Origin of the sequence: Halosimplex carlsbadense 2-9-1 (assembly GCF_000337455.1) — an archaeon.
GTDB classification, from domain to species: Archaea; Halobacteriota; Halobacteria; order Halobacteriales; family Haloarculaceae; genus Halosimplex; species Halosimplex carlsbadense.
Map to the genome: position 1 here is coordinate 274,907 of NZ_AOIU01000036.1, position 23,891 is coordinate 298,797.

Consider the following 23,891-nt stretch of genomic DNA (forward strand, 5'->3'; position numbering starts at 1 on the left):
GACGCCGGTCGCCGCGGAGCCGACCCCGGGCCACCGAGGCCGGACCGTCAGACATGCACTCGCGGTAAGGGAACGGACCCGCTTGGGCTCTCCGCGGACGCGCCGTCTCTCTCCTCTTCTCTCGACCGCTCAGAGGTACCCCAGGTCCTCGAGCCGGCTGGTCATCCGCTGCTCGGCGCCCTCCGAGACGGCGGTCGTCTCCAGTTGGCGCTCGCGGGCGACGTGTTCGTCGACGATCCCGCGCAGTCGCTCGACGACCTCGGGGAACTCGTCGGCGACGTTCTCAAGCTCTTCCGGGTCGGATTCGAGGTCGAACAGCTGGCACAGTTCCCGGTTGCGTCCCTGGATGTACTTCCAGCCGTCGTAGCGGACGCCGTCGAGCCAGCGCTCGCGCTCGCCGGAGGCGCCCACGGCGCGGACGTGGGCCGGTCGGTGGTCGATCGACCCCGAGAGGAGGTCCTGGCCGGACACGCCGTCGGGCCGGTCCACCCCGGCGGCGTCGAGCAGCGTCGGGAAGATGTCGACCGAGCGGACCTGGTCGTTCACGCGACCCCCGTTCGAGACGCCCGGGCCGGCGACGGCGAAGGGGACTCTGGTGAGGAAGTCGTAGACGTGGTAGCCGTGGCCGATGCGGTGGAAGGCGTTGGGGAACTCGGTGGCGCTGGCCTTCCGCAGGGAGTTGTACCACTCCTCGGTCTCGATGCCCCGGGGCCGGAGGTACTGGTCGTACACGTCGCTGCGGACGTTGCGCGTGCGCTTGTCGGTGAAGGGGATCGGGACCTGGTTGAAGCCGATGATAGCGGCGCGGTGGCGCCACGTGCCGTCGGCGAACGCCTCGCCGTGGTCGCCGGTTATCGCCACGACCGTCTCCGAGAGGTCGACGACCTCCAGCAGGCGCTGGACCTTCTCGAAGACGCCGCGGACGGCCGCGTCGTAGTCGATCTCGTCGCCGTCGGCGTCCGGCGGCAGGTCCTTGTGGACGTGGGCCTCCCAGAGGTGGAGGTACCTGAACCACGGCCCCTCGGCCTCGTCGAGTTCCCGTCGGTACTCGTCGAACCAGTCGGTGTAGACGGTGGTGTCGCGCTCGCGGTAGTCGTAGCGGTCGAAGCCGGCGTTGAGGCCGGTGTCGTCGGTGATCGGGCCGGTGACCGACGCCGAGGTGTCGTAGCCGGCGGCGTCGAACGCCTCGGCGAGCGTCGTCGCGTCCTCGGCGAGCGAGAAGTCACGCAGCGAGAGGACGCCGTGGTCGGGCGGATAGGTGCCCGTCATGTAGCTGGCGACGCAGGGCGTCGTCGACGACGCCGCGGCGACCATCGTGTCGAAGGCCGTTCCCTCGCGTTCGAAGAACTCGAAGAGCGGCTTGTCCGCCCCGTAGTCCCCGAACGCGAAGTCGCTCCGCAGCGCGTCGACACAGACGAACAACACGTTGGGGCGCGCTCGGTCCATACGCGGCTCGACCGGGCTCTCGCCATTAGCTATGACGACCGTAAACCCCGATACTTCGACCCTACTCGTGGGTAACGGCCGTTTAACAAGGGAGAGCGCTCGCGGACGGGGGAGACGAATGACTCAGGTTCGCGCGAGGCGACAGCGGGCAGCGACCCACCGAACGGGCCGACGGTCGAGCGCGGCCCCCGGAACGTAGCATGAACCTGCGAGACTCTATCCTGAAGCTGTTCTCCGGCAGTATCGTCCTCGCGCTCGTCGAGTTCGCCGCGATCGCCTGGTTCACCCAGACGCTCGGCACCGGCCCGATGGGGTCGTTTTTCGTCTTCCAGGCGGTCGTCGGGATGCTCGGCATCCCGATCGACCTGGGCATTTCGAAGGCTGCCGAGAAACAGCTCTCCTCGACGGGGTCGACCGGCGAGATCCTGACGACCGCCGCCCTCACGAAGGGCGCGCTGATGCTCCCGTGGATCGGCGCGCTGGTCCTGTTGACGCCCCGAGTCGAGTCGTACGTCGACGTGGCCGGGGTCGTGCCGCTGGTGGTCCTCGGCCTGGTCGCCGCCCAGAGCCGCGGGCTGACCCTGCGGTTGCTCGCCGGGCAGATGCGCGTGGACAAGAACGCCGCGCTGAAGGTACTCGGCAAACTCACGTGGGTGGCCGTCGGCGTCGCGCTCGTCGTGCAGGGCTGGGGCGCGAGGGCGCTCATCGTCGCCTACATCGCCGGGCGATTCGTCACGGCGCTGGGCGCGCTCGTCCGGATGGATCTCGCTGTCGCGTTGCCCAGCGTCGCGCGAGCGCGGAGCCTCGTCGACTTCGGCCGGTACGTGTTCATCGGGAACGTCGGCGGCTTCGTCTACCAGTGGATGGACGTGGCGATCCTCCGGCTGTTCGTCGGGGTCGACCTCGTCGGCGCCTACGAGATCGCCTGGCGCGTCGCCAGCGTCGCGATGATGCTCACCGAGGCGATCCGCACCTCGCTGTTCCCGCAGATCTCCCAGTGGCACGCCGAGGACCGCATCGACCGGATCGAGTCGGCCTTCGAGCAGTGGCTCCAGATCCCGCTGTACCTGACGATCCCCGCGTTGGCCGGCGCGGTCGTCCTCGGCCGGGAGGTCCTCGGAACGCTGTTCGGTCCCGAGACGGTCGTCGCCTATCCCGTCCTCGTCGTCTTCATGACCGAGAAGATCCTGCGGTCGGTCCAGCTGGTGTTGGGCCCGTCGCTGTTCGCGATGGACAAGCCGAGCCTGGGCTACCGCGGGAGCATGGCTGCCATCGTGACGAACCTCGTCCTGAATCTCGCGCTGGTGCCGCAGTTCGGTATCCTCGGGGCGGCCGTCGCGACGACGCTGTCGGCGGCGACCGCGGCCGTCGTCGCGCTCACCTACGTCACCCGCTTCGTCGACGTGGTCGTCCCGTGGGGACGGATCGCCTGGAGCGTCGGCTCGGCAACGGCCATGGGACTCGCCGTCTACGCCCTGCAACCGTACCTCCCGGGCGGCTGGCAGCGCGTCGCCGTCGGCGTCGCGGCGGGCGTCGCCGTCTACGCGCTCCTGTTGCTCGCCCACGAGGGCATCCGCCTTGAGATGCGCACCGCGATCGAAGACGTGACCGGCTCGTGGTCCTGACCGCGGCCGGACCGACGGTTCGAGTGAGCCCCGTTCGTTCGGGCATTGGGCCGAGATCCAACAGGGTGAGCGGGGTTTATATCCCGGATTCCACGGGATCGCGAACGCACGCGTGCGTCGTTAGTCGCGGTGATAAACGGCGTAGTCGCATCATTACAATGGACGAACCGGGGAACGATCGGGTGTGAACGGGTTCGAACGTACAGTACAGTCGAGGGGTTCGAACCGGCCGACCGGCCGGGGCGGCGCCGTCCGGAGGCCGACCGCGTCGCGAGGGTCACGACGGACGGTGGAACGATAGATGGTTCGAACGCTTCAGCTGGTCACGTCGCGCAGACCGTTTTTCGAACAGCAAGTAGCGGTGCTCGAACGCAACGGAGTCTCCTGCACCGTCGTCCCGGTCCCGGGCGGGGGGCGCGGGCGCTCGCTGGCGGAGTACGTCCGCTTTTACGCTCGCGTACTCAGGGCCGCTCGCGGTCCGGAGATCGACCTCGTCCACGCCAACTACGGCCTGACAGCGCCGGCGGCGCTGGCCCAGCCGGTGCGGCCGGTCGTGCTCTCGCTGTGGGGGTCGGACCTGCTGGGCCGCTACGGGCCCGTCAGTGAGCGGTGCGCGCGCTTCGCCGACGAGATCGTCGTCATGTCCGACGAGATGGCGACCGCCTTAGACCGGGAGGCGACGGTCGTCCCCCACGGGATCGACACCGAGCGGTTCGCCCCCCGGCCCCGCGAAGAGGCCGTCGACGCCGTCGGCTGGGACGGCGACGCCGCGCACGTTCTCTTCCCGTACGACACCGAACGCGCCGAGAAGAACTACCCCCGCGCCGAGCGAGTCGTCGAGCGGACGCGAGGGGCCGTCGAGGGGCCGCTCGAACTCCACGCGGTCTCGGGCGTCCCGCACGAGGAGGTGCCGACCTACATGAACGCCGCCGACGCGATGGTGCTCACCTCCGACCGCGAGGGGTCGCCCAACGCCGTCAAGGAGGCTCTGGCGTGTAACCTGCCGGTCGTCGCGACACCGGTCGGTGACGTGCCCGATCTGCTCGACGGCGTCGACTGCTCGGCCGTCGCCGACACCGACGCGGGCCTGGCCGACGCGCTGGCCGGCGCGCTCGCCCCGTCAACCGACCCGAACGGTCGCGAGCGAGCGCGCGAGTTCGGGCTCGACCGCATGGGCGAGGACCTGCTCGGCGTCTACGAGCGGGCCCTCGACGAGGAGGTGAGCGCCGCGTGAACCGACACCCGACGACCTGGCTTCCCGACACTCGCTTCGACGTCGCGGTCGCGGCCGTCGGCCTCGCGCTCGCGATAGGGCTGCTCCCGCTGGCCGTGCTGACCTCGTCGCTGTACGTCCGGACGGTGCCGGTCGTTCTCGGCACGGCCTGTGGCGTCTACCTCCTCTCGGTCCGCCGGGACGACGACATCGAGCGGCGACAGCCGACGATCGACGCCAGCGGCGTCGCAGCCGCCGAACTGACCGCGATCGCGCTGATCGCCGTCGCGACCTGGGCCGCGCTGGCCGGGACGCGAACCCTCGGGATTCTGCTCGCGAGCGGCGCCGTCGGCGCGTTCATCCTGTTACAGACCGTCTTCCTGGCCGACGACGCGCTCGACGAACGACTCGTGCTCGCCCAGATCCTGGCCCACGCGTTCGTGGTCCGGTTCACCGGCCTGTTCACGACGCCCGGGTTCGTCGGCGTCGACAGCTGGGAACACGTCACCCAGTACGCCGCGGCCGTCCAGGCGGCCGACTCGCTCGCGCCGCTGGCCGGCGCGAAGTACTTCTTCGCCCCGTTTCACCACCTGGTGACCGTCGTCGGTTCGGACCTGCTCGGCGTCCCGCTACGCCTCTCGCTGTACCTGGTCGTCGGGAGTACAGTCGCACTCTCGGTGCTGCTCGTCTACGGGACCGCCCGCTACTTCGTGGACGCCCGCTGGGCGCTAGTGGCGGCCGGTGCCTTCGCGATGACCGACCAGGCGATCCGCTGGGGGATGCACATCATCCCGACGAGCCTCGGGCTCGTCTTCTTCCTCGGCGTCGTCTTCGCGGTCGCGCGCCTGCTCCACGCCGAGACCGGCTACGCCGACTGGGCGCTGCTTGGCGGGCCGATCGTCGCGGTCACGCTCACCCATCAGGTGTCGGCGTTCGTCTCGCTGGTGTTCGTCGGGTCGGCGGTGGTCGCCCAGCTGGTCGTCGGCCGCGCCGGCTGGGCGAACCCGGCCGGGATCGCGGGCTCGATGGATCTGGGCGCCGAGTCGGGCGACCCGATCACCGACGGCGCCTCCCGAACGTCGCCCGGCGTCGTCGGCCTCCACTGGGCGTTCGCCTTCCACCTCCTGTTCACGGGGGCGGTCTGGGCGGCCACGCCCTGGAACGGCCAGCCGTTCCTCACGCGGATGGTCGAACTGGTCGTCCTGACGCTACGGAACTCCGCGGGATTCCTGAACCTCGCCGGGAGCGGGGGCGGCGGCGCCGCCACCGCGGCCGTCGGCACCGAGACGGCGTCGCAGCTGATGACCCGCGTGGCGACCTACGTCGACGCCGTCGGCTTCCTCGTGCTCCTGTTCGCGGCGGTGCTGGGCGGCCTCGCGCTGGTTCGACGCCACCGCTCGCCACAGGCCTCGCACACCCTCGTGATCGCCATCGGCGCGATGCTCTTCTTCTCGCTGGGGCTGCCGCTGTTCGGGATCCGCTCGTTCCTCCCCGGCCGGTGGTTCGCGTTCGCGTACGCGCTGATGGCCGTCGTCGGCGCCGTCGGTCTGCACCACCTCGGGGCGGCGTTCTCGGCCCGCGCCGCGGCGGCCGTGCTGGTCGTCCTCCTGCTGGTCTTCCCGTTCGCGATGGTCGCCGGCCAGAAGGCGACGCTCGACGACCCGACCTTCGACGACCAGTGGTCCCAGTACGCCTACTCCGAGTCGGAGATCGCCGCCATGGGGACCATCGGCGAGACGACCCCCGCCAGCGCCGGCGCGGTGTTCACCGACCACCCCTGGCGCACGGCGTTCAAGAGCAGCGGCGCGTATTTCAGCGACACGATCAACCTCACTCGCGTCGACGGGACGGACCCGCCGTACGACAGGGTAGTCTACCGCGACTACCAGTCGACGGGCGCGCCGAAGTTCGTCACCACCGGCGGCGCCGTCGTGACCCGTCGAGTCACCCACGACCAGATCTGTCCCGGCGGCAGCAACCGGGTCTACCAGAACCAGAACGCCGAGCTGTGTACTCGACCGGGGGCCTGACACCATGAGCCACGAGTCCTCACCACGTTTCGGCGGCCTCGCCGACCTCGCGCTGGTCGTCGTCCTCGTCGCCGTCTTCGATATCGTCGTCGCGCTGTCGATCGATATCCCGGCGCTGCGCGTCGCGCTGGGGCTCCCCGTCGTCCTGCTGGCGCCGGGGTACGCGGTCGTCGCCGCGCTGTACCCCCGCGGGCATAGCCGCTCCGACCCCAGGCGGCCCCGCGCAACCGCCTCGCCCGCGAACGGGTCGTCGGTCGACGCTATCAGTCCCCCCGTCCGCGCCGGCCTGACGGTCGCGGCCAGCGTCGCCGTCGTCGCGGCCGTCGCGTTAGCCGTCAACGCGAGCCCCTGGGGCATCGCAGCGCTCCCGGTACTCGCGTGGCTCACCGTCGCGACGCTGGCCGCCGTCGCCGTCGCGGCCTACCGCCGCAACCGGGTGCCCGCGCACCGTCGCTACGCCCCGTCCCTTCGACTCGGATCGGCCGCTCGCGTCTTCCGTCCGCGGCTCTCGGCCTCGTTCGTGCTCGGGCTCCTGCTGGTCGCCAGCGCCGTCGGCGCGACGGCCGTCCTCGCGACGACCGACACGAACGCCGCCGGCACCGACGAACAGTTCACCGAGTTCGCCGCGCTGACCCAGAACGCCTCCGGCGAGTACGTCACCGCCAACTACACCGGCGCCGTTGAGGCCGACCGGCCGATGTACGTCGAGGTCATCAACGGCGAGGGCGAACGCACCGACTACACCGTCGTGCTCGTCCGCGAGACGGTCGACCGCCGGGACAACGTGACCGTCGTTCGTTCGGCGACCGAACGGGCCCGCGAGGACCTCTCGCTACGCGACGACGCAGTCCGGTACCTGGAGTTCGACCCCGAACCGGCCGCCGGCGACGCGCCCAGTCGGCTGCGGGCGTACCTCTACCGCGGCGACGCGCCCGACGTGCCCTCCCGTGCGTCGGCCTACCGCTCGCTGCAGGTGTGGTACACCGACGACCCGATCGAAGAAGCGACGGCCGCCGCGAACGCGACCGCCGGAGACGAGCCTGCAGCGGGTGACGCCACCGCCGCGATCGCCGCCGGCTAACCCTCGCACCCGCCCCGCCGCGGACCCCTCTCCAGTCCGCCGTCCCCGCCGACCGCTTCCGCCTTCACTTCGCCGACCGGTTTCCTCCTAGTCCCCGGCGGCTTCCGCCGGGTCGACGACTTCGCCCGTTCCGGGCGAGACGCCGACCTGGTCGCAGAGATCCGCCAGCGGACAGGCTTCGGGGTCGTCGAGACACGCCGGTTTCCGCGCCGAACAGTACTCGCGGCCGAACTGGATCATCGCGGTGTGACCGAAGCCACATTTCTCCTCGGGGACGGCGGCCTCCAGCGCCTCGCGGACGCCCTCGTGGTCGGCGTCGGCGGGCGCCAACCCCATCCGCCGGGCGATGCGGTGGACGTGCGTGTCGACGGGGAAGACCCCACCGCGACCGCCCGAAAAGAGGAGGACGCAGTCGGCGGTCTTCGGCCCGACGCCGTTCATGTCCAGCAGCGTCTCGCGGACGACGTTCGGCTCGCCCGTCTTGACGAACTCGTCGAACCCGTCGGCGCCGCCGTACTCCTCGCAGATCCGTTCGGCGAGTGCGACGATGCGCTCCGATTTCTGATTGTACAGCCCCGCCGAGGAGATGGTCTCGGCCAGTTCCTGCTGGTCGGCGGCCGCGAGCGATTCGGCGAGGTCGCCGCCGGCCGCGGCGCTCACGGCCTCGCCGTCGGGTCCGTACCGATCCATCAGGGCGTCGTGAGCCGGCTGGCTCGCCACGTCGGAGGTGTTCTGACTCAAAATCGTGCGGACGAGACACTCGAAGCCGTCGCGCCCGCCGTAGGCCTTCTGCCAGTAGATGTCGCCGAGGCGGTCGACGACGGCCTCGGCGCGGGTGTCGGCGTCGCCGGGCTCGAAGGCGGCGGCCTCGCCGCCGCCGGCGGTTCCGCCGCTGATGTTCTCCGCGGGTTCGGGGTCCTCGGTCATATCCGGAACCGAGTCCCGCAGGCCCTTAACGGTGCAGACGCGCTGGCGGCGCCCAACGACGAGCGTCGCTCGGGCGTCGGTTCGGGAGGTGCCCGGTCAGGCAGGCTCGACTTCGAGCGTGAGCGTCGCGTCGGCGCCGTCCGCCAGCGCGGCGACCAGTTCGCGGTCCACGTCGGCCGCGGCGCCCGACGCCCCCACCAGAACCGTGCGGTCGTCGACGTAGTCGCTCGTGCGGATCACGTGGCTGCGCTCGTTCTCGAAAGAGAAGTCCGGGTGGCCGCGCCCGGTCACCTCGTGGGTGTGGCCGCCGGCTTCGATGGTGGCGGTGATCGTCGCACCGTGTGCCTGACATGCCTCGACGAACGCGTCGTCGAAGTCCGTGGGGACACGGTCGGCCTCGATCGCGAGGATGCAGTCGCCGGCGGGCGTGAGGAAGTCGTCGCTAGTGAACTCCAGCGTACTGACGTGTTCGGCGGTGACGTTCTCGTGTCCCTGTGCACGGACGACCTCGACGAGTTTCCCGCCGTCGCGCTCGGCGGCGGACTCGTCGGCCGTCCCGGAACCCCCGACTGCGGCGTCGTCGCTCATGCGTGAGGGTTCGGACGCCGCTACTTCAGGGAGTCGAAGTCGACCCGCTCGGCGGCCGGCTCACTCGCTGGGCGCGGCGACGGTGATCGTGACGTGCCCGCAGTCGCACTCGTAGGCCCGCCGCTCCCCGCCGTTGGTGCGGAAGACGAGCATGCAGTCGCCGTCGGTGAGCCTCCGTGAGCAGTTCGCCGCCTCGCACCGGCAGGCTATCTCGCTCAACATATCCTCGAGTTCGACCCGGGGACATATGAACCCGAGCCGTACCCTGAGTGAAAGTATAAACGCAAGACTGCGGTGGGGTACCCCCTCCCGTACGGCGGTCTTCAGCGCGAAAGTGAAACGGGGTCCGAACGGGGTGGCCGCGCCGGCGCGTCCGTCCGACGTAACTGATATACCACCGGGGAACGCGGACGTTGGTATGCCGAGCAAGTGGAGCGGTGCGGCGGTCGACCCCGGCGGCGGCAAGCCGGCGCCCGGCGAGTGGCAGCCGGTCGAGGTCCCCGGCCGGCCGGCCGTGTTCGCCGGCGAGGACCGGGTCGCCTACCGGACCGTCTTCGACGACCCGCGCGACCCCGACGACGACCTGGCGCTCCTGGCGATCCGCGGGTGCTACGCGGGTGCCGAGGTGTGGCTCAACGACGAGCTGGTCGCCGAGTCCGACACNCATCAGAGTGCCCTTCGAACCGGACGCGGAGAACGAGCTCGTCGTCGAGTGCCGAGCGCCCGAGGATCGGTTCGGCGGCATTCACGACACCGACCGAGTCCCCGTCGAGCGGTCGGTGCCGGGGATCTGGTGGGGGGTCGACGTGACCGGCCAGCCCGACCCGTTCGTCGTCGACGTCGACCTGCGGCCGCGCGCGACCGCGGAGGGGGCGACCATCGACGCCGCCGTCGAGGTGTACGCCAGCGAGTCGCTGGACGACCGACTGACGCTCACGACCAAACCCGCCGGCCACCGACGCGGTCGCGGGATGATGGACCGGGCGAGCGTCTCGGCGGCGGCCGGCGAGCGCGCGGTCGTCGAGAAGTCCATCGACGTCAGGGACCCGTCGCTGTGGTGGCCCCGCGGAATGGGGCGCCAGCACCGCTACGAGGTGCGCGCGAAGCTCGGCGACGCCGCCCGGACGAGCACGACCGGAATCGCGACCGTCGAGGGGACCGACGCGGGCGGGCTGCGCGTCAACGGCGAGGACGTGCCCGTCCGCGGGGTCGCGCTGACGGACGCGGCGGTCGCGGACGTCGACCGAGCGGCCGAGGTGAACGCGAACCTCGTGCGTGCGCACGCCCACGCGCTCCCGGAGGCGGTCTACGACGCCTGCGACGAGGCGGGCCTGCTCGTCTGGCAGGACCTGCCGCTGACCGGTCCCGGCGTGTTCGACATCGCGCGCGGACAGGAAGTGGCCGAGCGGCTCGTCGGCACGTACGCTCACCACCCGAGCCTCGCGGCGGTCGGCGTCCACGACGAGCCCACCGATACCTTCGCCGAACGCGTCGGCTCCGGGCTGGTCGACCGCCTGCGCTTTCGCTACCGGGTCTGGCGGAGCGGCTACGACCGCGGCGCCGCCGCGGAAGTCGCCGAGGCCGTCCCCGACGGCGTCGCGGTGTACCCCGTCGTCGGCGAGCCCGGCACCGACCCCGACGCGGCGGCGCTCTATCCGGGGTGGGACTACGGCGGCGTCGACGACCTCCAGTGGGTCCGCGAGCGCTACGACCTCGACGGCGCGGTCGGCGAGTTCGGCGCGGGGTCGCTACCGGAGGGCGTCGACCCGGCCGAGGCGGGCGAGGAGGGCGGTCCCGACCTCGCGGGGTTCGACCGGGCGAAACACGACGCCGTCGTGGGGAGCGACGACCCCGCGGCCTCGCAGGCCTACCAAGCGGAACTGGTCCGGGGGGTCGCCGAGCGGCTTCGGACCGACGGCGTGCCGGTCGCCGTCGCCAACGCCCTCCGGGACGCCGGCGACGCCGGGATGGGCGTCTACGCCCGCGACGGGACGCCGAAGGACGCGGTCGAGAGTCTCGCAACGGCGTTCGAGCCGGTCCAGGCGTTCCTCGTGGGAGCCTCGGCCGGCGAGTGCGACGTGGTCGTCGCCAACGACGCCCCCGAGACCATCTCGGGGACGGTCACCTGGGAGGCTGGCGACGAGTCGGGCGAGGTCGAGGCGACCGTCGACGCGGGCGACCGGGCGGTCGTCGACACCATCGACGTGCCCGGATCCGCCTCCTCGGTCGAACTCTCCGTCCGGGTCGGCGACGCGAGCGTCGAGAACGTCTATCGTTTATAAGCATCGGCTACCGTGTGGTAATCCCTGACGTGACGTTATCGGGCCCGTGTGACTGTGAAACAGCCACATGGACCACCGGAATATTTAAACAGGGGGAGACGCAAGGCTTTGGTACCAGAACGTCTCCGGCGTTCCGGCTGTATCGCACTTCGACCAGCATGACAGGACACCCTTGTTGTCGGCGTCAGCCACTTCGTAGCGGTTGCCCTGTTTCTCGCCGGAGCGGGTATGGCATAGAGGTACAATTATGGCAGACTCGATAGACGAATCCAAGAACGTATCGGTGACAGACGACGACCTCGAGAACAAATCCAAAGGCGAGCTCATCAAGCTCGCCGGGCAGCTGCGAGATCGACGAAACGATCTCAACCAGATGGCGTCCGAGCGCGCCTCGGACCGCGACGACCTGAACGCGAAGACCCGCGAGAAGGTCGACGAGGCCCAGGAACACCGCGAGCAGCGCGACGAGCTCAACCAGCAGGTCCAGGAGCACAAGGAGAAGCGCAACGAGCTCAACGCCGAGGCTAACGAGCTGTTCGACGAGGTCGAGGAGCAACGCGACGAGCTCGAGCTCGACGAGGGGAAAGACATCGAGCAGCTCGAAGACGAGATCGAGGACCTCGAGTTCAAACAGCAGACCGAGGTCCTCTCGGCCGAGGACGAGCGCGAACTCATCGAGAAGATCGAGGACAAGCGCGAGAAGCTCGCCGAGAAGAAGGAGAAGCTCAACCAGGGGGGCGATCTGGAAGGGGTCAAGGAGGAAGCCGAGGAGATCCGCTCTGAAGCCTCCAAGCACCACCAGAAAGTCACCGAGCTGGCCGACGAGGCACAGGAGCACCACAACCAGATGATCGAGGCCTACCGCGAGGCCGACGACATCCGCGACGAGGCCGACGAGATGCACGAGAAGTTCGTGGAGGCCCAGGAAGCGGCCGACCAGCACCACGAGGACTTCGTGCGCGTCCAGAAGCGCCTGCGCGAACTCGACAAGAAAGAAGAGGAAGAGGAGCGCGAGGCCCTGTCTCTTATACACATCTNATGGTCGTTATTATTATGAGACCTCGGAAGGCGAGACCCTCGACACCGAGGACCTGATGAAGCTCCAGAAGACGGGGCTGCTGTAACTGCGACCGCTCTCTCTGCGTTTTTCGCCGCCGCGTAGCCGCTGCTTCGCGGCGGTCCGGTTTCAGCGGTGCGGTCGCTCGGACTCGTTGGACTGTTCGGGACCGCTGCAAGCGCCCCGCGACTTTTTGCCCGCGGCCCGCGAGAGACCGCACATGGTTCGGGGTGTGGACGACGACGCGGGTGGTCGGGAGCGGTCTCGACGGGGGGTGCTTCGGTGGGGACTCGCGCTCGGCGTCGGCGCACTGAGCGGCTGTTCGCTGTTCGACGAGCCGGACGGCGACGAACCGACCGTCACGTCGGCCCCGGTCGACGACCGCACGGCGACGGACACCGCCGCCGGACCGGCCGCACGGCCGGGAACCGTGACGGACGGGGCCGACGTACGACCTGAGACGGCGACGCCGCGGAACCGCCGAACCGACCGGCCGACGGCGACGCCCGTCCCGACCGACGGCTGGCGGGTCCTGCAGGCCGACGACGCCCGAACGGGGTGGCGACCCGACGGGACGGGCCCCGAGAGCACGGCGGCGCCCGACCCCGACGGCGAGGCCGATAGCGGAGCGGAATCCGGCGATGGGACGAGTGAACGACCGGTCGGGTCGGTGTGGTCGACCGATATCGGCGGTGCGGTCCGGGGGTCGGTCGCGGTGGCCGACGGGACCGCCTACGTCGGGAGCGAATCGGGGGTCGTCGCCGCGCTGTCGGTGTCGGGTCCCGGTGCGTCGGGGAGCGATCCGACGCGTGCGCTGGAGGAAGCCGCCGGCTGGACCTACGAGGCGGGGACGGCGGTGCGCGCGACGCCGACCGTCGCCGACGGTGTCGTCTACTGCGGTGACGAGGGCGGAACGCTGACCGCGCTGGACGCGAACGACGGGCGCGAGCGGTGGTCGTTCGCGGTCGCGGGCGACCGGGCCGGGCCGTCGGCGGTGCGGAGCGGGCCGGTCGTCGCGGACGGGACCGCCTACGTCGGCGCGACGGACGGCCGAGTCTACGCCGTCGACACCGCGGACGGCGCCGAGCGGTGGCGCTTCGACGCGGGCGGGTTCCTCGGCGTCGCGGCTCCGGTCGCGCTGGCCGAGGGACGCGTGTTCGCCGGAAGCTACGCCGGGCGGCTCTACGCTCTCGACGCCGAGACGGGGCGCGAGCGGTGGTACTACGCCGGGCGAGCGGCGACGCGGGCGTGGTCCGGACCGACCGTCGCCGACGGCGTCGTCTACGCCGGGACCAGTCTGGAGGGCGTCCTCGCCGTCGACGCCCTCGACGGGACCGAGCGCTGGCGTCGCGAGACCGAGGGGCCGGTGTTCTCCTCACCCGCGGTCGCCGACGAGACACTCTACGTGGGGACCGACGCGGGCGCCGTGCTGGCGCTCGACACCGCCGACGGGACCGAACGCTGGCGGCACGAGGTCGACGGCGCCGTCAGGTCCTCGCCGGCCGTGGTCGACGGCCGCGTCTACGTCGGGACCGACGGCGGGTCGGTACTCGCCCTCGACGCCACCGACGGGACCGAACGCTGGCGGATCGCCCTCGACGGTCGCGTGACGAGTTCGCCGGCGGTCGTCGACGGCCGCGTCTACGTCGGCGACGGGACCGGCGTCGCCCACGCCCTCGCCGCGACTGAGCGATGATCCGAGTCGAGCGACGCTCCGAGCCGAGCAGTGACCCGAGCCGAGCGGCGCCGCGGACAGCGGCGCCACTCAGGCGGTTTCGGGGATCGGATCCGCGAGGACGACCGCCTCGCCGTCGACGACCGCTTCGCCCTCGCCGTCGGTGACGACGGTGGTGAGCCGGTAGCGGTCCTCTCCGACCACCTCGACGACCTCGCATTCGGCGGTGACGCGGTGGCCGATATCGACCGGTCCCAGGTAGCTGACTTCCTGGGAGAGGTAGACTATCAGTCCGGGGAGTCGCGCGAGCGCCGCGCTGACGACGCCGGCGACGAGCGTCCCGTGGACGATCCGCCGGCCGAAGCGCGTCCCCTTCGCGTACTCGTCGTCGAGGTGCAGGCGGTTCGTGTCGCCGCTGGCGTCGGCGAACTCCTCGACCTCGGCTCCGTCGAGCGGCTTCGAGAACCGCACCACGTCCCCCACGTCGATGCGTTCGGGGTGGCCGACGTACTCGAACGACCAGTCGGCCTTCTCGTAGGCGGTATCGGCGCGTTCGGTCTCGCGGACGCGGCCGTCGTCTCCGTCGGCGTCGGGTGCGGCCCGGCGGACGTGCGGGAGGTACTGCGAACAGGCCGTCGTGGTGACAACGCCCAGGAGGTCGCCGTCGTCGACCACCGGCAGCGCCTCGACGCCGTGGGTCCGCAGGCGCTCGGCGGCCTCGACGACGGACTCGCCCGGACCGACCGTGTGAACGGGGCTCGACATCACGGCGGTGGCCGTCAGCGACGCCGGGTCGCGGCCCTCGACCAGCAGCGCGACCGCGTCCGCCTCGGTGACGATGCCGACGACCTCGCCGGTGTCGACGACGACTACCGACTCGACGCCGGGCTCGTCGAGCCGACGCGCGACGGCGAGCACGCGCTCGTCCGGCCGAACCGTCTCGGCGTCCTCCATGAGTTCCGTGACTGCGGGCGGGCGAAGCATCCTGGCGGTCGTTCGCCTCCACCGTCCTTGAGAATACGGGCGCTACGGATTCACCCGGACCCCTCCGGACACACGGCCGCATCGCCTCCCGGACCCACTCGACCGAGACGCGCTCACTTTCGGTATCGGCCGCGAGAGACGAAGGCTATGCACGCTCGTGCGCTCGCGCTGGCGGCCGGAGTGGCCGCCTTCCTCGCGGTCACCGAAGTCGCGCTCCATTGAATCCGCTGTTCGTCGGCCTCCCGGTCGGTGCCGTCGCCGTCGAGACGTTCTGTCCCGACCTCCCGGGCGCTCACGCTCGCGACCGTCGTGGCGATTCTCACGGGGGCGGGGACGAACACTCCGGACCTCGCCGACGCCGATTCGCCGGCGGGCTAACTGGGCCGGAACCGCTCCAGCACCGGGATCTCCTCGACCCGCTCGTCGTCGAGCGCCGCCCAGTCGATGCCGCCCGGGCGCTCGAACGGCGAATCGGTTCGGATCGTCCGCTCGGGGGTGACGACGATATCGAGCGGTACGTCGTGGGCGTCGGGGTCGATCCCCTCGCGGACCTGCGACTCGTGGACGGTGGTGACGACGGTCGTCTCGGCGTCGACGAGGCCGAGTTCCGAGAGGACGGCGAACTCGAGGTCGCTGTAGCCCTCACCCTTGCCGACGCGGGCGCCCGACGGGGAGACGGCGACGCTGCCGACGAGGACGAGGTCGATCCGGCCGACTGCGTCGGGACCGACCTGCTCGGCGTGGTCGGCGACGCCGGAGACCGTGGCGGCGGCGTCGGGGTCGGCGAGCTCGCCGGGGTCGAGGCGGTAGAAACAGCGCTCGTCGCGCAGGCGCGGGACGGCCATGAAGACGGTCGTCCCGGCGTCGAGGGCGGCCCGGCGGGCGGGCAGTTGCGGGGCGTCCGGATTGGCCTTGATCCGCTCGGCCTCGTCCCACTCGGACAGGTCGGACAGGCGTTCGGCGGCCCGGTCGGCGCCGGCGAAGTTGGGGATGCGGCCGTGGGGCGGGAAGGGAAAGCGGGCCTCGCCGCTCTCTTCGAGGTGGTCCCAGACGCGCTGACGGAGGGGCTCTTTGTCGGTGGGCATCGCTCGCCGGTCAGAGCACGTCCGAGGCGGCCGTGTCGGTGCCCACGTCGGTGGTCACGTCGATGTTCTGGATCAGCTGGACCAGATCGGCCAGTTGCGGGAACGTGTAGACGGTGACTTCCACGTCGGCGTCGCTGGCGACGATGTGGGAGTCGACGACGAAGGCGATCTCCTCGTCGGGCCAGCCGCCCATCTCGTCGACGATGTCGCTCGCGGGGCCGAAGACGAACGAGGGCGTGGACATGTCGATGGTGGTGTCGAGGACGTTCGCCCAGCCGTCGATGAAGCCGGAGGTCATGATGTTGCCGATCTCCTGCATCGCCGACCGCTCCATGTCGGTGAAAAAGCCGTCGTCGGCCTCGCCGCTGCCCATATCGCCGACCATCCCCTGGGCGAGCCGTTTGCTCCCTTCGGGTTCGAGCATGAACAGGATGTAGCCGTAGGGCGCTTCGGTGAGTTCGACGTAGATGCCGACCTGCTGGTGCTCACCGAGGTGGGTTCGCACGTCCGCGATATCGAGGAAGTTGATCTTCGAGACCTCGATCTCGGTGTGGAGCCCGGACAGCTGGTTGAGGTGTTCGGAGACGGTCGTGGCTCCCTCCTTGGCCATGTCGTTGAAAAGCTCCAGTTTCCGCACGTCGACCTCGTAATCCATACGCTTCGGTTGGACCGGATCACCGTAAACGTGCTGGCGGCTGATGGGCCGACGAACGGCGTGCGAGACGGGTACCACCGGGTTCGGGCGATCCGCGACGGAGGCGAACGTGGCGGTGTCTCCGTCGATCCCGGCGAGTGGGCTCGGACGGGCCAGGGTGGGTTCGGTTGCGTTTTCGATCGGGTAATTCCTCGATACCGGGGGAGAGGCCGCATAGGCGACGTATACTCTTGGGCGTGTCGGCCGCGATAGCAAACGGCGGGTGGGAGGTTCGATCCGCCCCCGGCGACCGACCAACCCGTCGCGACTCCACACACATGCCGCTCGTCACGACCGATCCGACCGCCATCGACTCGTCGGCCCTCGACGAGTACCTCGGCACCGTTCCGGGTTCCGTGTCCGACCTGGAACTGCTGCTGTGGGTACTCGTCTGCTGGGCGCTGGTGCTCGATATCGTTCTGACCGCGTACGGCCTCTCGATCGGTCTCGTCGAACGCAATCCGCTCATGAGACAGGCGCTCGAAACGTTCGGCCTGGCGGCGCTCGGACTCGCGAAGGCCGGCGCCGTCGCCGTCGCGCTCGTCTTTCGCTTTCTCTGGCCCGAATACGCGATCGTCGCGCCGCTCGGCCTCGCGATCCCCTGGATACTCGCCGTACTCATCAACGCCACGCTCCTGGCGTCGCTGTGACACTTCCGTCACGACTGCGCTCCCGTCACGGCCCACCCCGTCACGGCCGCGTTTCCCCCCCTCTGACCCCTTTCGCGGCCTGAACGCCGCTGGATCCCACCACAGGATTTCGCGATCTGGTACCCCTTCGAGGTTTCAGGGGCGTTCGGTCCACGCGTTGTCCGCTGTCCCGCGACCGCAGCCGGCGGTGCGAGTTTGATACGAAACGATCCTTTTTTGACAGTCTGTTACGACGTGGCGAACGCACGATCCACCCCTCTGGGTGGGGGGTGGCGTGCGGTGGGTACGATGCGCGGCACACCACTGACAAGTGTAGACAGATCGCGGGGGATCGGCGACCGATTCGGCTTCGCGGCCGACGACCGTGTCGTCGAGGGAGCGCTGTGGGCAGTCGTCGCCGCGTCGGTAGCACTCGACGTGTACACCACGTGGCTGGGACTGTCGATGGGGCTCTCGGAGGGCAATCCGGTGATGCGCTGGGCCATCGGCGGCCTGGGGATCGCCGCGCTCGGCGCGGCGAAACTCCTGGTCGTCTGCGGCGCCGGCGCGCTCCGGACGCTTCGCCCCCGATACGGGACTGTCATCGCACTGGGGCTCGCGCTCCCGTGGACGGTGACCGTCCTCGTCAACGCGGTCGCACTCGCGACCGTCTGACCGCCAGCGAGCGTGTCCGAACGCCCGGGACGGCCGTGGGATCCGTCCCAGTGGCTCCCCCATCTCTCCACAGGCGGACACGCCCCTGGTTCGGTCGCTCCCCGACGCGTCGCTACTCGTCGGGCCGCTTCTCGGCCAGCACCGTCCGGTCGAACTCGCAGACCAGCGTGTCCGCGCCGTTCTCGACGCGATAGGCCTCGACGTGCATCGTCACGACGCCGCGCTCGCCGTCGCTCGTCTCTCGCTTGTCGGAGACCGTCGACTCCGCGCGGAGCGTGTCCCCGTGGAAGACCGGTTCGGGATGCTCCACGTCGTCGTACGAGAGGTTCGCGACGATCGTCCCGTCGGTCGTCTCGGGGATCGATAGCCCGACCGCGAGGCTCATCGTGTAGAGGCCGTTGACCAGCCGCTCCCCGAAGCGCGTCTCGGCGGCGAACTCGGCGTCCAGATGCAGCGGCTGCTGGTTCATCGTCAGGTCGCAAAAGCGCTGGTTGTCCGACTCGGACACCGTGCGACGCTTGTCGTGGGCGACGGTCTCGCCCACGTCGAATTCCTCGTAGTAGCGCCCTGGCATGGCTCGACCGTCGGTTCGGCGGCGGTTAACCGTTGGGCCGTCTTCCGCGGCGCATCGAGACGAACACAGCGGACATCCTCGTTTCGGAGCCGACTGGAGCGACCCAGTCGCCGCGTTCGTCGCGACTCGTTCCCGAAGAGACACCCCCATCGGTCCGGACATTTATATCCGGGTGGGCGACCAGCCACTCGCGTGTCCGGAACGACGCGGTTCGCGGTAGTCTGTCTACTGGTAACGGGAGCCCTCGCGCCGGCAGTCGGAACGGGTATCACCGACCTGGCAGTCGGAGCGGGAGCGGCCGGACCAGTGGCGAGTGCGGCCTTCGACCCCACCGACCCGTCGAACGCGACGGACGCCCGTCAACCGTCTCGACCGCGGATCGTGGCGGTCTATCCGAACCCCGTCGCCGACGGCGACCGCGGCGAGTTCGTCGTCGTCGACGCGCCGAACGGGACGGACCTCGGCCGGTATCGACTCTCCGACGGCGACAGCGCGCTCGTCGTGCCGAATCGAACGGTGACCGGCCGCGTCGCGGTCACGACGGCTCCGGCGGCGGTCCGGAACCTCACTCGTCTCACGGTCGTCGCGGCGAACGGGAGCGTCGCGCTGGCAAACGGCGGGGAACGGCTCCGCCTTCGCCGCGGAAACACCACGGTCGCACGCGCCCGGTATCGCGAGGCGCCGGAGGGGAAGATCGGCCGCTTCGACGACCGCGGCGCGCTCGCGTGGCGACCGCTCGGGCGGACGAACCGCTCGGTCGTCACGGCGACCGGCGGCCAGGCGCGGGCGTTCACGCTCCCGGACGCACCGGGGGTTCCGCTCGACGTGGTCCGCTCCGCTGACAGCCGGATCCTGCTGGCGGGGTACACGTTCACCTCCGAGCGGGTCGCGCGGGCGCTCGAACGCGCACAGCGTCGTGGTGTCGACGTGCGTGTCCTCCTCGACGGCGGGCCCGTCGATGGGATCACTCGCCGCCAGGCTCGGCTGCTCGACGTGCTGGTCGACGCCGGCGTCACCGTGAAGCTCCTCGGCGGCCCCCACGGCAGATACGCGTTCCACCATCCCAAATACGCCGTGGCGGACGACCGTGCGGTCGTCCTCACCGAGAACTGGAAGCCGGCGGGGACCGGCGGCCACGCCAGCCGCGGGTGGGGTGCCGTCGTCTCCCAGCCCCGGATCGTCGACGGGCTCGCCGAGACCTTCCACGCCGACGCCGGATGGCGCGGCGCTCGCCCCTGGTCGCAGGTCCGACGCGGACGGTCGTTCGAACGGGCGACCGTCGCGAACGGCTCCTATCCCGGCCACCGGTCGCCCGAGACGGTCCCCGTGAACCGAACCCGGTTGCTCGTCGCACCGGACAACGCCGGCGGGGCGGTCACCGCCGCGCTCGACGACGCCGACGACTCCATCGACGTGATCCAGATGAGTATCGACGGGCCCGACCAGCGCTTCCTCCGGGCGACCGTCCGGGCCGCCCGCCGCGGCGTCGACGTGCGCGTCCTGTTGAGTAGCGCGTGGTACGTCGAGGATGAGAACCGACGGCTCGTCGAGCATCTGCGCGAAGTTGCCGAACGCGAGGAGCTGCCCCTGTCGGCGAGACTCGCCGAGCCCGAGGGGGATTTCGAGAAGATCCACGCCAAGGGCGTCGTGATCGACGGCGACCGGGTACTCGTGGGCAGCCTCAACTGGAACGGCGAGTCCGTCCGGCAGAATCGCGAGGTCGTCCTCTCGCTCGACGGAGCGGCGGTCGGCGAGTACTATCGCGAAGCGTTCGGAGCCGACTGGGGCGAAGGGGGAGGCGGGTCGTCGCTCCCGGTCGGGATCGTCGCGGGAGTCGCCGGCTGTCTGGTGCTCGCGACACTCGTCGCCCGGCGGATCGACTTCGGAGAGAACGTGGGCGTCGGTGGCCGGACGTGACGAGCGCGACGGGACCTCAGTCCTCGGCGAAGGCGGCGGAACTGCCGAGTTCCTCGTCGATCTCGGCGTCGGCCATCTTCTCGACGAGGGCGTCGATGACGGTCTCGCGCATGCCCCGGACGAACTTGATCGACCCGACGACGAGGTGGCCGCCGCCGCTGACGCCGCCGCCGTCGACCTCTTCTTTGAGTTCCTCGACCATGTTCGGGATGTCGAGGCGGACGCCGTCGGAGCGGAGGACGGCGAAGTCCGGACCGTAGCCGATGGTGATGACGGGGTCGCCGGTCTCGGCGACCTTGGAGTCGTGGACCTTGCCCGTGGTCTTCCCGGGGGCGGGGTAGGTAAAGCGGTGAGCGTGGTTCTCCACGTCGAGGCGATAGAGGTGCGCGTCGTTGTCGAGACGCTCGTGGTCGACGTGGGGCATGGCGGCGTCGAGCTGCCGTTCCACGTCGCGCTCGGCGCGGGTCGCGAGGAACGAGACGAGGTCGCGATGGCGCGCCTCGTCGTCGCAGTCGACGTTGAGCGCGTCGGTGACGAGCTGGCCGCCGTCGTCGTACTTCAGCCAGAAGGTGGCGTAGTCGAGCGCCTCGCCCACGTCGCGGAGTTCGGCCTCGTCGTAGCCCTCCTCGCGGGCGAGTTCGAGGTAGTCGTCCATCGCGTCGGCCTCGGACCGGTCCGAGAGGCCGGCGACGGCGGGGACGTGTCGGAGCTCCTCGGTGATGCCGGGGTCGATCATCCGCGCGAGTTCGACGCACATCATCCCCGTCGTGATGCGGTAGTCCTCGTCGTGCAGATAGGGGTTGACGTGCTCGTCGAGCAGGCCGCCGACGGCGTCGGGGTCGGGGTGGTGGTGGTCGACGACGACGATGGGCACGTCGTAGTGGGCGAGGTTGCGGTAGGCCGGCGTGTCCTCCTCGGTCGAGCCGTTGTCGAGCATCAGCAACAGCGGGAGGCGCTGGCCGTGGCGCGTGCGGTCTTCGAGCGCGAAATTCAGGTCACGAGTCACGTCCTCCATCTCGTAGTACGGCGCCTTGCTCGGCAGGCGCTTGAGGAGGTGCTGGGCGGCGTCGGGGTCCTCGTAGGTGTCCTCGATGAACCGCTCCAGCGCCACCTGCATCGGGACGCTGGCGCAGATGCCGTCACCGTCGGCGTGGTGGCGCATGCGGATCGGACGCCCTTCGAGGATCTCCCGGCGGAGGCGCTCGGCGACGGCGCGCAGGTCGCCGCGCAGTTTCTCGAAGGCCGCCCACTCGACGAGCGGTTCGGGGTCGTGGGGTTCGGCCATCTCGTCGAGGTCGTCGGCCTGCTCTGTCCGAACTTCCTCGGCGTCGCCGCCGTCGAGGACCTGCAGGTCGTCGATCTCGACCTGGACGGCGCCCTCGCGGGTCTCGACGTAGCCGTCGACGCGGACCACGTCGTCGAGTTCGACGTCCTCGTAGGCGCGGACGCCGGCCTCTTCGAAGGCCGTACACGGCGCGATGCCGGTCGCGTCGCGGACCTGGAAGACGGTCGGGCCGCCCGTCTGTTTGATCTGGACGACCACGCCCTCCAGCGTGACCGACTCGCCGACGACGTCGCCGAGGTCGGCGACGGCGTGGCTGTCGCGAGCGATCGTCTCGACTTCGTAGTCGGGCAGGTCGACCTCGTCGAAGGCCAGGTCGCCGTTGTCTCGCACCTCTTCGAGTTCGACGACGAGTTCGTCGCCGACCTCGTAGGTGCCCAGCAGGTTCGACCCGTGGACGAGGCCGGACACGTCGTCCGAGAGGTCGACGAAGACGCCGTACTCGACGACGCCGTTGACTTCCGCGAGGTACAGGTCGCCTTCGGAGACGTACTCGAAGTCGCAGTTCGAATCGAGGTCGTAGACGGTCGTCCCACCGTCGGGGACGGCGACGCCGGAATCCCCGGCGTCAGGTACAGGAACCATTTGTACTCGATACCGCTCCGCCGGCAGTTTAACCTTCGGAAAGCGTTCCGCCAGCATCTTTTTCACGGAGGAGTGTCCTCGCTCGGTTCGCTCGCGCGGATAGTAACGGCGCTGTAGAATGTCACAGAACAGTTCAAGCTGATTGATTTCGAGTCCGCTGAGGATGAATCACCTGCTCAGTGGGGGTTGCGTACTGACCGCTGGTGATTCTATCAGGACCAGTTGAGATGTAGAGTCGTGTGCGAGATACAGGGCGCGTCTCTTGCAATCGGTTTGGGACTGATTCTCCTGAGAGTCACAACACCGGACTCGGGTGGCACTCCCCTCTCTCTGAGAGGTGGACGTAAGCAAAGCGTTAACTATGTACTTATTAACACTACTCCATGCGAGCGGCTCCGCTCTCAACGTTTGCTGTCGTCGCCCTCCTTGTCCTCGCAGGCTGTAGTGGCCTCCCAGTCACGGGCGAGGGCGAACCGACACCTGATGCGTCCCCCTCTGATTTCCCGAACGCGTCGGCCATCGACCACTCCGTGTTCGACACCCACGCGGCCGCGATGGGCAACACGAGTTTTACCCTCACGACCGAGATGGTCCAGAAGGACCGCGTTCCATGGAATGATGAGAAGAACTTCTCGTACAAGAACGAGACGGCGCAGTATCTCGCCGAGCCCAGCGACTCACAGTACCTCGTCCACACCACCGGCTACTTTTCGGTGAACGGGAGCACCTACTCGAACGGAAGTACGGTATACGTGCTGGCACAGGAGAACAACGAGACAACTGTGACCGTGCAACCCGTCTTCATCACGTCGGTGCTCAACGAGTCAGGGGAGAATTATCTCTGGCGCGGTGGGCTCCTCGGCGACGAATACGATTCCGGCGCTATCAACGCCACCTACGAACGGAAGGGCATTGAGATGTTCCAGGGTGTTCCAGTGATGCGGTACGAGGCTACTGGCCCCGACGCACTGACCGGCGGGTGGGCACCGAGCGAGAACGCGAGTTGGAACTACGAGACCTTCTCCGCGACACTCCTGCTCGACGAAGACGGCATCGTTCGCCACTACCAGTACAAGTTCGTCAGACCCCCCGAGTTACTAGATAATGTGAGGTATTCGCGGACATACACTCTCTCCGACGTGGGGACCACTAACGTCGAGAAACCAGACTGGGCGATGAACGCGACAACCGGGTCATAACCACTTCACTCGATACCGACCGAGTCGCCCGGTTTGATCGATCCGTCCGCTGCACTGAGCATCCGGCGCCGAAGGCGCCGGTTCACCGAACTCGCGCTCCGCGCGAGTTCGGCCTGTCTCGTGAACGAAGCGAACGAGATGGTTCGAGACGGCTCTGCTGTCTCGTCATGCCGAAAATCTCCGATTTTCGAGCACCTCGTCAGAGCTCGCTCTGACGGTGTTTTCACCCATGTTTTTGGCGAGGGGGTCGCCGATGGCGACCCCCTCGCGAAAAAGATGGTTT

Annotated in this window: 19 protein-coding genes and 1 pseudogene; 11 read left to right on the plus strand and 9 right to left on the minus strand. The window is 69.4% G+C overall.

Features of this window, described 5'->3' with window-relative positions:
* Positions 1-129: 129 nt before the first annotated feature.
* Complete coding sequence (locus C475_RS18140) at positions 130-1,446, minus strand: sulfatase family protein (protein ID WP_006885330.1); 1,317 nt, start codon at positions 1,444-1,446, stop codon at positions 130-132.
* A gap of 200 nt (positions 1,447-1,646) precedes the next feature.
* On the opposite strand from C475_RS18140, the gene C475_RS18145 reads away from it, so the two are divergent.
* The 4 genes from C475_RS18145 (at position 1,647) to C475_RS18160 (ending at position 7,395) form a co-directional block, all read left to right on the plus strand.
* Positions 1,647-3,071: an oligosaccharide flippase family protein gene (locus C475_RS18145; RefSeq protein ID WP_006885331.1), complete on the plus strand. Its 1,425-nt coding sequence runs from the start codon at positions 1,647-1,649 to the stop codon at positions 3,069-3,071.
* 301 nt (positions 3,072-3,372) lie between these two features.
* On the plus strand, positions 3,373-4,305 hold the full coding sequence (locus C475_RS18150; RefSeq protein WP_049930872.1) for a glycosyltransferase: 933 nt from the start codon (positions 3,373-3,375) through the stop codon (positions 4,303-4,305).
* On the plus strand, positions 4,302-6,314 hold the full coding sequence (locus C475_RS18155; RefSeq protein WP_006885333.1) for a hypothetical protein: 2,013 nt from the start codon (positions 4,302-4,304) through the stop codon (positions 6,312-6,314). Before C475_RS18150 ends, C475_RS18155 begins: the two co-directional genes overlap by 4 nt.
* Before the next feature lie 4 nt (positions 6,315-6,318).
* The gene (locus C475_RS18160) at positions 6,319-7,395 is read left to right on the plus strand and encodes a DUF1616 domain-containing protein (RefSeq protein ID WP_006885334.1); all 1,077 of its coding nucleotides are present in this window, start codon (positions 6,319-6,321) and stop codon (positions 7,393-7,395) included.
* A gap of 87 nt (positions 7,396-7,482) precedes the next feature.
* Here the strand turns inward: C475_RS18160 and C475_RS18165 are convergent, their stop codons facing one another.
* From C475_RS18165 to C475_RS24490, 3 genes are all read right to left on the minus strand, one after another.
* Positions 7,483-8,322, minus strand: coding sequence for an endonuclease III domain-containing protein (locus C475_RS18165; RefSeq protein WP_006885335.1), 840 nt, complete (start codon positions 8,320-8,322; stop codon positions 7,483-7,485).
* Positions 8,323-8,418: 96 nt separating this feature from the next.
* Positions 8,419-8,910, minus strand: coding sequence for a DUF371 domain-containing protein (locus C475_RS18170; protein ID WP_006885336.1), 492 nt, complete (start codon positions 8,908-8,910; stop codon positions 8,419-8,421).
* 60 nt (positions 8,911-8,970) lie between these two features.
* The gene (locus C475_RS24490) at positions 8,971-9,132 is read right to left on the minus strand and encodes a hypothetical protein (protein WP_006885337.1); all 162 of its coding nucleotides are present in this window, start codon (positions 9,130-9,132) and stop codon (positions 8,971-8,973) included.
* A gap of 449 nt (positions 9,133-9,581) precedes the next feature.
* On the opposite strand from C475_RS24490, the gene C475_RS18175 reads away from it, so the two are divergent.
* From C475_RS18175 to C475_RS18185, 3 genes and pseudogenes are all read left to right on the plus strand, one after another.
* On the plus strand, positions 9,582-11,192 hold the full coding sequence (locus C475_RS18175) for a glycoside hydrolase family 2 protein (RefSeq protein WP_006885338.1): 1,611 nt from the start codon (positions 9,582-9,584) through the stop codon (positions 11,190-11,192).
* Positions 11,193-11,439: 247 nt separating this feature from the next.
* Positions 11,440-12,316 (plus strand): annotated as a pseudogene (locus tag C475_RS18180) (coiled-coil protein).
* A gap of 153 nt (positions 12,317-12,469) precedes the next feature.
* Positions 12,470-13,945, plus strand: coding sequence for an outer membrane protein assembly factor BamB family protein (locus C475_RS18185; RefSeq protein ID WP_049930875.1), 1,476 nt, complete (start codon positions 12,470-12,472; stop codon positions 13,943-13,945).
* 69 nt (positions 13,946-14,014) lie between these two features.
* Here the strand turns inward: C475_RS18185 and C475_RS18190 are convergent, their stop codons facing one another.
* The 3 genes from C475_RS18190 to C475_RS18200 all read right to left on the minus strand — a co-directional run bounded on the left by C475_RS18190 (position 14,015) and on the right by C475_RS18200 (position 16,648).
* Positions 14,015-14,908, minus strand: coding sequence for a MaoC/PaaZ C-terminal domain-containing protein (locus C475_RS18190; RefSeq protein WP_006885341.1), 894 nt, complete (start codon positions 14,906-14,908; stop codon positions 14,015-14,017).
* 374 nt (positions 14,909-15,282) lie between these two features.
* The gene (locus C475_RS18195) at positions 15,283-15,993 is read right to left on the minus strand and encodes a 5-formyltetrahydrofolate cyclo-ligase (protein WP_006885342.1); all 711 of its coding nucleotides are present in this window, start codon (positions 15,991-15,993) and stop codon (positions 15,283-15,285) included.
* Positions 15,994-16,003: 10 nt separating this feature from the next.
* The gene (locus C475_RS18200; protein ID WP_006885343.1) at positions 16,004-16,648 is read right to left on the minus strand and encodes a chemotaxis protein CheC; all 645 of its coding nucleotides are present in this window, start codon (positions 16,646-16,648) and stop codon (positions 16,004-16,006) included.
* A 317-nt stretch (positions 16,649-16,965) separates the two neighbouring features.
* Here C475_RS18200 and C475_RS18205 point away from each other — a divergent pair, with 317 nt between their 5' ends.
* Positions 16,966-17,337, plus strand: coding sequence for a DUF5658 family protein (locus C475_RS18205; RefSeq protein WP_006885344.1), 372 nt, complete (start codon positions 16,966-16,968; stop codon positions 17,335-17,337).
* A gap of 288 nt (positions 17,338-17,625) precedes the next feature.
* A complete protein-coding gene (locus C475_RS18210) occupies positions 17,626-17,991 on the plus strand; it encodes a DUF5658 family protein (protein ID WP_006885345.1) in 366 nt (121 codons plus the stop codon).
* A 112-nt stretch (positions 17,992-18,103) separates the two neighbouring features.
* On the opposite strand, the gene C475_RS18215 is transcribed toward C475_RS18210, so the two are convergent.
* Entirely contained in the window at positions 18,104-18,727 is a 624-nt protein-coding gene (locus C475_RS18215; protein WP_338034241.1) for a MaoC family dehydratase, read from the minus strand.
* A 144-nt stretch (positions 18,728-18,871) separates the two neighbouring features.
* Here C475_RS18215 and C475_RS18220 point away from each other — a divergent pair, with 144 nt between their 5' ends.
* On the plus strand, positions 18,872-20,482 hold the full coding sequence (locus C475_RS18220) for a phospholipase D-like domain-containing protein (protein WP_006885347.1): 1,611 nt from the start codon (positions 18,872-18,874) through the stop codon (positions 20,480-20,482).
* Positions 20,483-20,498: 16 nt separating this feature from the next.
* Here C475_RS18220 and C475_RS18225 read toward each other — a convergent pair whose 3' ends face one another.
* The gene (locus tag C475_RS18225; protein WP_006885348.1) at positions 20,499-22,409 is read right to left on the minus strand and encodes a DHH family phosphoesterase; all 1,911 of its coding nucleotides are present in this window, start codon (positions 22,407-22,409) and stop codon (positions 20,499-20,501) included.
* Between the two features lie 383 nt (positions 22,410-22,792).
* Between C475_RS18225 and C475_RS18230 the strand changes: the two genes are divergently transcribed.
* A complete protein-coding gene (locus C475_RS18230; protein WP_152436483.1) occupies positions 22,793-23,608 on the plus strand; it encodes a DUF7537 family lipoprotein in 816 nt (271 codons plus the stop codon).
* Positions 23,609-23,891 lie beyond the last annotated feature (283 nt).

Bases quoted from the DNA above. Each gene is read 5' to 3' on its own strand.
- C475_RS18210 (WP_006885345.1), top strand. From the start codon at position 17,626: ATGCGCGGCACACCACTGACAAGTGTAGACAGATCGCGGGGGATCGGC.
- C475_RS18170 (WP_006885336.1), bottom strand. From the start codon at position 8,910: ATGAGCGACGACGCCGCAGTCGGGGGTTCCGGGACGGCCGACGAGTCC.
- C475_RS18195 (WP_006885342.1), bottom strand. From the start codon at position 15,993: ATGCCCACCGACAAAGAGCCCCTCCGTCAGCGCGTCTGGGACCACCTC.
- C475_RS18205 (WP_006885344.1), top strand. From the start codon at position 16,966: ATGCCGCTCGTCACGACCGATCCGACCGCCATCGACTCGTCGGCCCTC.
- C475_RS18160 (WP_006885334.1), top strand. From the start codon at position 6,319: ATGAGCCACGAGTCCTCACCACGTTTCGGCGGCCTCGCCGACCTCGCG.
- C475_RS18230 (WP_152436483.1), top strand. From the start codon at position 22,793: ATGCGAGCGGCTCCGCTCTCAACGTTTGCTGTCGTCGCCCTCCTTGTC.
- C475_RS18190 (WP_006885341.1), bottom strand. From the start codon at position 14,908: ATGCTTCGCCCGCCCGCAGTCACGGAACTCATGGAGGACGCCGAGACG.
- C475_RS18150 (WP_049930872.1), top strand. From the start codon at position 3,373: ATGGTTCGAACGCTTCAGCTGGTCACGTCGCGCAGACCGTTTTTCGAA.
- C475_RS18185 (WP_049930875.1), top strand. From the start codon at position 12,470: ATGGTTCGGGGTGTGGACGACGACGCGGGTGGTCGGGAGCGGTCTCGA.
- C475_RS18140 (WP_006885330.1), bottom strand. From the start codon at position 1,446: ATGGACCGAGCGCGCCCCAACGTGTTGTTCGTCTGTGTCGACGCGCTG.
- C475_RS18200 (WP_006885343.1), bottom strand. From the start codon at position 16,648: ATGGATTACGAGGTCGACGTGCGGAAACTGGAGCTTTTCAACGACATG.
- C475_RS18215 (WP_338034241.1), bottom strand. From the start codon at position 18,727: ATGTCCGGACCGATGGGGGTGTCTCTTCGGGAACGAGTCGCGACGAAC.
- C475_RS18165 (WP_006885335.1), bottom strand. From the start codon at position 8,322: ATGACCGAGGACCCCGAACCCGCGGAGAACATCAGCGGCGGAACCGCC.
- C475_RS18225 (WP_006885348.1), bottom strand. From the start codon at position 22,409: ATGGTTCCTGTACCTGACGCCGGGGATTCCGGCGTCGCCGTCCCCGAC.
- C475_RS24490 (WP_006885337.1), bottom strand. From the start codon at position 9,132: ATGTTGAGCGAGATAGCCTGCCGGTGCGAGGCGGCGAACTGCTCACGG.
- C475_RS18145 (WP_006885331.1), top strand. From the start codon at position 1,647: ATGAACCTGCGAGACTCTATCCTGAAGCTGTTCTCCGGCAGTATCGTC.